This window comes from Nonomuraea sp. NPDC050733, assembly GCF_040654215.1.
Taxonomy (GTDB): Bacteria; Actinomycetota; Actinomycetes; order Streptosporangiales; family Streptosporangiaceae; genus Nonomuraea.
On record NZ_JBFAHO010000045.1, the window covers coordinates 18,752 to 28,238 of the forward strand.

10 protein-coding genes are annotated in these 9,487 nt (G+C 72.1%); 2 read left to right on the forward strand and 8 right to left on the reverse strand.

Translation table 11 applies throughout. From position 1 onward, the window contains the following. Positions 1–12: 12 nt before the first annotated feature. From AB0H64_RS38750 to infC, 7 genes are all read right to left on the reverse strand, one after another. A complete protein-coding gene (locus tag AB0H64_RS38750) occupies positions 13–2,568 on the reverse strand; it encodes a phenylalanine--tRNA ligase subunit beta (protein ID WP_357635092.1) in 2,556 nt (851 codons plus the stop codon). Next, positions 2,568–3,608, reverse strand: a complete 1,041-nt coding sequence (gene pheS, locus AB0H64_RS38755) for a phenylalanine--tRNA ligase subunit alpha (protein ID WP_357635189.1) — start codon at positions 3,606–3,608, stop codon at positions 2,568–2,570. Before pheS ends, AB0H64_RS38750 begins: the two co-directional genes overlap by 1 nt. A 129-nt stretch (positions 3,609–3,737) precedes the next feature. Continuing rightward, on the reverse strand, positions 3,738–4,820 hold the full coding sequence (locus AB0H64_RS38760; protein WP_357635095.1) for an ATP-binding protein: 1,083 nt from the start codon (positions 4,818–4,820) through the stop codon (positions 3,738–3,740). Positions 4,821–5,038: 218 nt separating this feature from the next. Further along, positions 5,039–5,842 carry an RNA methyltransferase gene (locus AB0H64_RS38765; RefSeq protein ID WP_357635098.1) on the reverse strand — a complete coding sequence of 268 codons (804 nt, stop codon included), beginning with the start codon at positions 5,840–5,842 and terminating at the stop codon, positions 5,039–5,041. Between the two features lie 179 nt (positions 5,843–6,021). Beyond that, entirely contained in the window at positions 6,022–6,405 is a 384-nt protein-coding gene (rplT, locus tag AB0H64_RS38770) for a 50S ribosomal protein L20 (RefSeq protein WP_310712324.1), read from the reverse strand. Positions 6,406–6,429: 24 nt separating this feature from the next. After that, a complete protein-coding gene (rpmI, locus tag AB0H64_RS38775) occupies positions 6,430–6,624 on the reverse strand; it encodes a 50S ribosomal protein L35 (protein WP_310712325.1) in 195 nt (64 codons plus the stop codon). A gap of 125 nt (positions 6,625–6,749) precedes the next feature. Then, positions 6,750–7,337: a translation initiation factor IF-3 gene (infC, locus tag AB0H64_RS38780; RefSeq protein WP_357635191.1), complete on the reverse strand. Its 588-nt coding sequence runs from the start codon at positions 7,335–7,337 to the stop codon at positions 6,750–6,752. A gap of 343 nt (positions 7,338–7,680) precedes the next feature. On the opposite strand from infC, the gene AB0H64_RS38785 reads away from it, so the two are divergent. Together AB0H64_RS38785 and AB0H64_RS38790 are read left to right on the forward strand one after the other, a co-directional pair. Further along, positions 7,681–7,941 carry a type II toxin-antitoxin system Phd/YefM family antitoxin gene (locus AB0H64_RS38785; RefSeq protein ID WP_357635102.1) on the forward strand — a complete coding sequence of 87 codons (261 nt, stop codon included), beginning with the start codon at positions 7,681–7,683 and terminating at the stop codon, positions 7,939–7,941. Beyond that, positions 7,938–8,354, forward strand: coding sequence for a type II toxin-antitoxin system VapC family toxin (locus AB0H64_RS38790; protein ID WP_357635105.1), 417 nt, complete (start codon positions 7,938–7,940; stop codon positions 8,352–8,354). Before AB0H64_RS38785 ends, AB0H64_RS38790 begins: the two co-directional genes overlap by 4 nt. Here the strand turns inward: AB0H64_RS38790 and AB0H64_RS38795 are convergent. Further along, positions 8,329–9,183, reverse strand: a complete 855-nt coding sequence (locus AB0H64_RS38795) for a shikimate dehydrogenase (protein WP_357635108.1) — start codon at positions 9,181–9,183, stop codon at positions 8,329–8,331. The two genes, AB0H64_RS38790 and AB0H64_RS38795, sit on opposite strands and share 26 nt — an antisense overlap. Positions 9,184–9,487: the final 304 nt, after the last annotated feature.

The following is a 9,487-nucleotide window of genomic DNA, read 5'->3' on the forward strand; positions in this document are numbered from 1 at the left end:
CCCTGTGGATCGTCAGGCGCCGCGGAGCTGAGCCCCCACGCGGTCGGCCGCCAGTGCCACCGCCGCGTCACGTGCCGCCGTCGTCTCCTCGACCGTCAGCGTGCGGTCCTGGGCGCGGAAGCGCAGCGTGTACGCCAGCGACTTGTTGCCCTCGCCCACCTGCTCACCGGTGTAGACGTCGAACAGCCGGATCGACTCCAGCAGCTCCCCTGCCCCGTCGCGCAGCGCCGTCGCCACGTCGGCCTCCGGCGTGAAGTCGGGGACGATGAGCGCCACGTCCTGCGTCGCCACCGGGTAGGCCGACACCCGCGGGGCGTCCACCGGGCCGGGCAGGGCGGCCTCCAGCCGAGACAGCTCCAGCTCCATGGCCGAGGTGCGCGGCGGCAGGCCGTACGCCTCGATGACGCGCGGGTGCAGCTCGCCGGCGTGGCCGACGAGCGTGTCGCCCACGTAGAGGGCCGCGCAGCGGCCCGGGTGCCACGGCTCGTGCTGGTCGGCGACGACCGACAGCTCGATCCCGGCCTCGGCGGCGACGAGCCGGGCGGCCTGCACCGCGTCGGCCCAGCACTCCTGGCGCCCGTGCCCCCACCATCCGGACCGCTCGAACTCGCCGGCCAGCACGACCGCGACGCGGCGCGGCTGGTCGGGCAGGGCCGCCTCGATCCCGGCCAGCTCCTCCTCCGTCGGCCTGCGCTCCACACCGGGCGTCGGAGCGGTGTCCGGGCCGTCCTCGCGCGGCCGGTACACCGAGCCGGACTCGAACAGCGCCACGTCGGTGAAGCCGCGCCCCACATTGCGGGCCAGCGTCTTGAGCAGGCCCGGCAGCAGCGTGGTGCGCAGCAGCGGCTCGTCGTCGGCCAGCGGGTTGACCAGGCGCGCGGCCCGGCGGCGGGCGTCGTCGGCCGGAAGCTGCAGGCGGTCGAAGTCGCTGTCGCCGATGAACGGGTAGGCCAGCACCTCGACGTACCCGGCGGCGGCCAGGGCCCGGCCGACGCGCCTGCGCAGCCGCTGCCCCTCGGTCAGCCCGGCCCCGGCGGGCGCCTTGGGCAGGACCGACGGCAGGTGCTCGTAGCCCTCCAGGCGGATGACCTCTTCGGCCAGGTCGTTGGGGTCGGTGAGGTCGGGCCGCCAGGACGGGGGCGTCACCGTGATCATGTCGGGGCCGCTGACGGCGAGCCTGGCCGCCAGCTCGCCGCCGGTCACCACGCCGGTCGGGTCGACGGCTCCCCTGCGCACGGCCGGCTCGTCGCCGTCGGTCACGGTGCAGCCGATCTGCTCCAGCCGGTGGACGACGGTCTCCTTGGTGTACGGGACGCCGGCGACGACGCCGGGGTAGCCGGCCGGGATGGCGATGCGGGGCGGCTCCGCCTCGGTCTCGGCGTGGGTGACCGCGTGGCCCGCGGTGCCGCCGCCCAGCTCGGCGAGGAGCCGCACGGCCCGCCACGACGCGGCCAGCGGCAGCTCGCGGTCGACGCCGCGCTCGAACCGCTTGGACGCCTCCGACACCAGCTTGTGCCGGCGCGACTCGCGGGAGATGCCGGTGGCCGAGAAGTGGGCCGCCTCGATGACGATGTCGGTCGTGGTGTCGGAGATCTCGCTGTCCAGGCCGCCCATCGTGCCGGCCATCGACAGCGGGCCCGCCTGGTCGGTGATGAGGATGTCGTCGGGGTCGAGGTCGCGGACCACGTGGTCGAGCGTCTCCAGCCGCTCGCCGGGCAGCGCCCGCCGTACGACGATCTCGCCGGTCAGCTTGGCCCGGTCGAAGGCGTGCAGCGGCTGGCCGAGCTCCAGCATGACGTAATTGGTGACGTCGACGGCCAGCGACACCGGCCGCATGCCGGCGCGCGCCAGCCGTACGCGCATCCACAGCGGGCTCTGCGCGGCCGGATCGAAGCCGGTGACCTCGCGCAGCACGAACCGGTCGCAGGAGGACGGGTCGGCGATCGAGGCGGGCCAGGCCGTGCCCTCGGCCGGGGGCGGCTCGACCGCGGCGGGGTCGCGGAACGGCACGCCGAACGCGATCGCCGCCTCACGGGCCACGCCCCTGATCGACAGCGCGTAGCCGATGTCGGGGGTGATCTCCAGCTCGATGACGTCGTCGCGCAGGCCGAGCAGCTCCACCACGTCGGCGCCGACCGGGGTGTCGGCCGGGAGCACCATGATGCCGCCGTGGTCCTCGGTCAGCCCCAGCTCGCGCTCGGAGCAGATCATGCCCTCGGACATGCGCCCGTACGTCTTGCGCGCGCCGACCTCGAACCCGCCGGGCAGCACGCCGCCCGGCAGCACGACCGGAACCCGGTCGCCGACGGCGAAGTTGGTGGCGCCGCAGACGATCTCGCGCGGCGTCGCCTCGCCCGTCTCGACCTTGCAGTGCCGGATCGGCTTCTTGAAGCCGGTCAGCTCCTCGATCTCCAGGACCTCCCCGACGACGACGTTCTTGACGTCGTGGCCGTAGGAGGCGATGGACTCCAGCTTGAGGCCGGCCGCGGTGAGCCGGTCGGCCACCTCGTGCGCGGTGACCGCGGGAAGATCGACATACTCCCGCAGCCAGGAGAGCGGGACCCTCATCAGATCTCCATTCCGAACGGGAGCGTGAAGCGCACGTCTCCCTCGACCATGTCGCGCATGTCCTCGGCGTTGTGGCGGAACATCAGCGTCCGCTCGATGCCCATGCCGAACGCGAACCCCGAGTATCTCGACGGGTCGACCCCGCAGGAGACCAGCACGCGCGGGTTGACCATGCCGCAGCCGCCCCACTCGATCCAGCCCTCGGACTTGCACGTGCGGCACGGCGGGTTGCCGGGCACCGCCGAGGCGCCACGGCAGACGAAGCACTTGAGGTCCATCTCGGCCGACGGCTCGGTGAACGGGAAGTAGTTCGGCCGGAACCGGGTCGTGATGCCCTCGCCGAACATGACCTCGGCGAAGCGGTCGAGCGTGCCCTTGAGGTGGGCCATCGTCAGGCCCTCGTCCACGGCCAGCCCCTCCACCTGGTGGAAGACCGGGGTGTGGGTGGCGTCGAGCTCGTCGGTGCGGAACACCTTGCCCGGCGAGATCACGTACACGGGCAGCTCACGCTGGAGCAGCGCGCGGATCTGCACCGGGGAGGTCTGGGTGCGCAGCACCATGCCCGAGCCGGCGGAGCCGACGAAGAACGTGTCGTGCTCGGAGCGCGCCGGGTGGTCCTGGGCGATGTTGAGGGCGTCGAAGTTGAACCACTCGCCCTCCAGCTCGGGGCCCTCGGCCACCTCGTAGCCCATCGCGACGAACGTGTCGGCGATGCGCTCCTGCATGGTCGTCAGCGGGTGACGGGCGCCGCGCGGCCGCCCGTCCCACGGGAGGGTGACGTCGACGGCCTCCTCGACGAGCACGCGCGCGTCACGCTCGGCCTCCAGCTCGGCCTGGCGGGTCGCGAGGGCCTGGCCGATCGCCTTGCGAGCCGTGCCGACGCGCTTGCCGGCCTCGGCGCGGGCCGCCGGGGGCAGCGCGCCGATCTCACGGTTGGCCAGGGCGATGGGCGAGCGGTCACCCGCGTGCGCGAGGCGGGCCTGCTTGAGGGCGTCGAGGCTGCCGGCCGACTTGATGGCGTCGAGGGCCTCGGCCTCCATGCGGGACACCTCGTCGGCATGCAACGGTGTCACCTCGACGGGGTCGTAGTCAGACAAGAGTGAGCTCCGTATCCAGGGCTTGAGCGGTCAAGAGTCTAACGGTGGCTGGCCCACCGGCCGACTCGCGCTTCAGGCGAAGTCGGGCGTGCCGGTGGGCACGGTAAATCGGAACTCCGCGCCGCCCTCGGGCGCCCGCTGCACGGTGATCGTGCCGCCGTGCGCCTCGACCAGGCCCTTGACGATGAACAGGCCGAGCCCCGTGCCGCCGCGCCGGCGGCTGTTGCCGCGCCAGAACTGCCGGAAGACGCGCGGAGCCAGCTCGGGCGCGATGCCCTCGCCCTCGTCGCGCACCGACACGGCCACTCCCCATCCGACGGACTCGATGACGATGGTCACGGTGCCCCGGCCGTGGCGCACCGCGTTCTCCACCAGGTTACCGAGAATCTGGTCGATCTTGTCCTGGTCGAGCCACATCTCGGGCAGGTCGTCGCCGGCGACGAGGCGGAAGCGGTCCTCGGGCTCACCGGCCGCCACCCGCCCGGCGATGACGCGGCGCGTCCGCGCGGGCACGTCCACGACCTGGCGGCGCACCTCCAGCCGGCCGGACTCGATGCGGGACACGTCGAGCAGCTCGGTGATGAGCCGGGTCACGCGGTCGGCGTCGTTGTTGACGGTCTCCAGCATGACGCGCTTCTGCTCGTCGGTGAAGCGGGTCCACTTGGCCAGCAGCGTCGCGGTGAAGCCCTTGACGCTGGTCAGCGGCGAGCGCAGCTCGTGGGCGACGGTGGAGACCAGGTCGGCGCGGCTGCGCTCCAGCCTGGCGCGGGCCCCTCCGTCGCGTAACGTGATCGCGACCCGGGCGACGTCGCCGCCGCGGGCGGGCTCGCGGACCAGCCGGGCCGCGACGTGCAGCTCCTGGCCGCCGGGCAGGTGGAGCGGGCGCTCGGGGACCCGGGTGCGGGTGCGCAGCCCGCCCTGGGGGTCGAGGGCCTTCCACCACTCGCGCCCGTCGTGGTCGCGGAACGGGAAGACCTCGTCCATCTCCTTGCCGACGGCCCGCGCGGCGGGCACCCCGGTGAGCCGGACGGCCGCCCGGTTGACCGCCAGGACGCGGCCGAACCTGTCGGTCACGATGAGGCCGTCGGGGAGGTCGTCGATGGCGATCGAGCACGCGGGGACGATCTCCCGACCGCCGGTGTCCGCTCCGTGCACGACCTCGCCTCCTCCGCCTACAAGGCCGACAATAGCGGGTTTCCCGTCGCCTAGGGGACTCGCCGCGAGGCTCCCTGTGGCCGGGACGTGACCGCTTCGTGCCATCGGCCGCGGCCACCGGCTCAAGCCGTCCCGCGCCCTTCCACACCGAGCGGATTCAGGTCGAGCTCATTCAAGTCGAGCGCATCCAGGTCGAGCGCATTCGGGCTGGAAGGCTTTCAGGCCGTGCGCTGGGCGCGGGCGGAGGCGTACAGGCAGACGGCGGCGGCGGTCGCCAGGTTGAGGCTCTCGGCCTGGCCGTAGATCGGCACCCGGACCACGTCGTCCGCCTCGGCCAGGATCGCCTCGGGCAGCCCCCACGCCTCGTTGCCGAAGATCCACGCGGTGGGGCCGGACAGATCCACGTCGTCCAGGGTGTGCTTGCCCGCCCCGTCGGCCGCGAGGACCCGCAGGCCGCGCTCCTTGAGCCGCCGTACGGCGTCGGACACGGGCGCGCCGATCACCACCGGCAGGTGGAACAGGCTGCCTGCGCTCGCGCGCACGCACTTGCCGTTGTACGGGTCGACGGAGGCGTCGGTGAAGACCACGGAGTCGGCGCCGGCGGCGTCGGCCGCCCGCATGACGGTGCCGGCGTTGCCGGGGTCGCGCACGTGGGCGAGCACCGCCACCAGCCGCGGCTGCGCGGGCAGCGCCTCCTCCAGCGGCACGTGCACCAGCCGGCAGACGGCCAGCAGCCCCTGGGGGGTGACGGTCTGGGACAGCTCGGCCATGACCTCGCCGCTGGCGCGGTGGACCGGGATGCCGCGCGCGGCGGCCTCGCCGACGATCTCGGGGTGGCGCAGCTCGGCCTCGGCCGTCGTGAACAGCTCCACCGTCACGTCGTCGAGCCTGAGGGCCTCGCGCACCGCCTGCGGGCCCTCGGCCAGGAACTTGCGGTCCTGGTCGCGGAAGGCGCGCTTGGTCAGCCGACGGGCCGCCTTCACGCGCGGCGCCTTGACGTTGGTCAGCTCGGATCCCGCCATGCTCTCCCTGCTCCCCCTGCCTGTGCCCTGCTCGCGCCGCCGGTGACCGGCTCGGCCTGTCCGTGCGTACGATCCGCCGGTGTTACAACCCGTCCCCGCAGATGGCAAAGGGCCCACCGTGAGGTGGGCCCTCGGCTGGAGCCCGGGCCGGGCTCGTCACATCTCTCAGCTCGCGTCGCTCAGCTCGCGGCCGGAGCGTTCACGTTCGCCGGCAGCGCCTTCTTGGCGGCCTCGACGAGCGTGGCGAAGGTCTGGCTGTCGTTGACCGCGAGGTCAGCGAGGATCTTGCGGTCGACCTCGACGCCCGCCAGGCGCAGCCCCTGGATCAGGCGGTTGTAGGTCATGCCGTTCTGACGGGCCGCAGCGTTGATGCGCTGGATCCACAAACGGCGGAAAGCGCCCTTGCGATCCTTACGGTCGCGGTAGGCGTAGGTCATCGAGTGGAGCATCTGCTCCTTGGCCTTGCGGTACAGCCGCGACCGCTGGCCACGGTAACCGGCCGCCCGCTCGAGGACGATCTTGCGCTTCTTCTTGGCGTTGAGCGCCCGCTTCACGCGTGCCATGTTTCTTCTCCCCGGGGGTTCGCGCTACTTGCCGAGCAGCTTCTTGATCTTCTTGGAATCGGCGTCGGAAAGGACGACCTCGTTCTTGAGACGGCGCGTCAGCGTGGACGACTTCCACTCGTTGTAGTGCGCGCGGTTGGCGCGGCGACGCTTGATCTTGCCCGTGCCGGTGAGCCGGAACCGCTTCTTCGCACCACTGTGCGTCTTCATCTTCGGCATGTCGCCGTCTCTCCTCAATTCGGTCGTGCCGGTGGCCGGGCCGGTGCTGGCCGACCCGGTCGCGGCGTCTTCGTCATGCTGGTGGCCGTATAGGGGTGCGCTGTAAGGCTAACCCCTACCGCGGGTCACGCTTCCTGTTCGGAAGGCTCCTCATCGCCACGCTGCGCCTTGGCCGCCGCCTTCTCGGCCTTGGCCTCGGCCTTCTTCTTGTGCGGGCCGATCACCATGATCATGTTACGGCCGTCCTGCTTGGGCTGGGACTCCACGAAGCCGAGCTCCTGGACGTCCTCGGCCAGCCGCTGCAGCAGCCGGAAGCCGAGCTCCGGACGGGACTGCTCGCGGCCACGGAACATGATCGTGACCTTGACCTTGTCCCCCGCCTTGAGGAACCGCACCACATGACCCTTCTTGGTCTCGTAGTCGTGCGGGTCGATCTTCGGCCGGAGCTTGATCTCCTTGATGATCGTGTGCGCTTGGTTCTTGCGCGCCTCGCGCGCCTTCATCGCGGACTCGTACTTGAACTTGCCGTAGTCCATGAGCTTGCACACGGGCGGTCGAGCCGTCGCCGCGACCTCGACGAGGTCAAGGTCGGCTTCCTGGGCGAGCTTCAGCGCATCGTGAATGGACACGATGCCGACCTGCTCGCCGTTCGGGCCCACGAGGCGGACCTCGGGAACTCGGATACGCTCGTTGATGCGGGGCTCAGTGCTGATGGGGCCTCCTAGGTTTGCGATCCCTACGTGCTCGTCGTGCCGGAGAGCTTCACGCAGACGCGAAAAGCCCCGCACGTCGCGCATGCGGGGCCACTGAGCTTTTCGGCGGCGTGGCCTCAAGCTCCCCGGAGTAGTCCGGCGTGATCCTTGACCCGGCCACCTCTCGGCGACTCGGGTGGGAGGGAGACCTCCGCTTGCGCGTCCAGCAGACATGCCGGACCGATCAGAGAGTTACGTTACCACAACCGCGTGGCAACCTCGAATGTTCCCCTCCCGGCGACCTCCGGCTCCGCTAAAGTCGGAGCGAGGACAGATTCTGTCCAGTCTGTCCAGATTGGAGGAGATGATGGCGGTCTGGCAGTTGCAGGAGGCGAAGCAACGCTTCAGCGAGGTGGTGCGCCGGGCGCATGACGAGGGCCCGCAGGTCGTCACCCGCCATGGGGAGGACGTGGCGGTCGTCATCGACATGGCGGAGTACCGCCGGCTCAAGGGCGACGAGCCCGACTTCAAGGAGTTCCTGCTCAGCGCGCCCGACCTGAGCGAGCTGGATCTCACGCGCTCCAAGGACCTCCCTCGGGAGATCGACCTGGGTGATGTCTGGTGAGTTACCTGCTCGACACCAACGTGGTGTCCGAGATGACCAAGCGCACCCGGAGCGCGGGTCTGCAGGAATGGCTGGACACGATCCATGGCCCGGCGCTGTACATGAGTGTCCTCGTCCTCGGCGAGATCCGGAAGGGCGTCGAGCTTCTGCGCCGGCGCGACCCGGTGCAGGCCGGAGCGTACGAGTCGTGGCTCGACCGCCTGGAGCGGGAATTCCGGACCCGCATCCTGCCGGTGACCCTCGACGTGGCCGAGGAGTGGGGACGCATGAACGCCAAGCGTCCCCTGCCTGTCGTGGACGGTCTCATCGCGGCCACGGCCCGCTCGCAGGGATGGATTCTCGTCACGCGGAACGTCAAGGACTTCGCCGACCTCGACGTCAAGATGGTCAACCCGTTCGCGTGGCCCGTCTGAGCAACTCCGCCTCACCGGCCGCACGCATGGCCTCCACCGGGACGTCCGTGCGGCCCGTCATCAGCTCCACCTGCCGGACCGCCTGGTGCAGCAGCATCGCGAAGCCGCCCACGACCGTGCCGCCCGCCGCCCGCACCGCCGAGGCCGCGCGCGTGGGCCAGGGCGAGTAGACGACGTCGAACAGGGCGGGCACCCCCGCCAGGGCCTCGGCGTAGGCGTCGGCCGCGCCGCCGGGCAGCGTGGAGACGACCAGGTCCACCCGCAGCGCCGCGTCCAGCTTGTCGAACGTCTCCACGGACAGCGCCACGCCGATCCGTTCGGCCGCCTCCGCCGTCTCCCCCGCGCGGGCGGGGTCCCGTACCAGCAGCGTGGCCGCCTGGAGGCCGAGGCCGCGCAACGCCGCCAGCGCCGAGGCCGCGGTCGCCCCGCCGCCCAGCACGGTGGCCGAAGCGGGAGCGGGCACCCCCGCCTCCACCAGGGCCTGCCGCACGCCGTGGACGTCGGTGTTGTGGCCGTGCGCGGCGCCGTCGCGGAACACCACCGTGTTGGCGCCGCCGACCTCGACGACCGGCTCGGTCACGGTGTCGAGCAGGGGCAGCACGGCTCGCTTGAGCGGCATCGTGAGCGACAGGCCCGCCCAGGCGTCCCCGCCCCCGGGGGCCTCGCCGCGCACCGGCCGAAGCCGCCGGAGCGTCTCCGGCAGCGCCGCCTCGTCGCACTCGATCGCCTCGTAGCTCCACCCGGCCAGCCCCATCGCCGCGTACGCGGCCCGGTGCAGACAGGGGGAGAGCGAGTGTGCGATCGGTGAGCCCATCACCGCGGCCCGCATGATCACCTGCTCCTTCGCGCCTTCCGACCTGCGAGCACCCTATCGTCCCCGCCTGGCGGAGGAGGCGCGGAGACGCCGTCCGCCGCTGCCGGCCGGCGTGCCGGCGGTCGGGTACCACGCCGCTGCCGAACCGGAGATCCGCGGAAGGCGCGAAGAGCCGGGACATGACGCCGCGCGTGACCGGGCCGTGCGTGACCGGCCGGGTCATGACCGGCCGGGCCGTGGCGGAGGGGCGCCCGCCCGGGGGGGGGGGGGCCCCCGGCACCCCCCGCGGGCCGGGGCCGCCCGGTGGGGGCGCGGACCC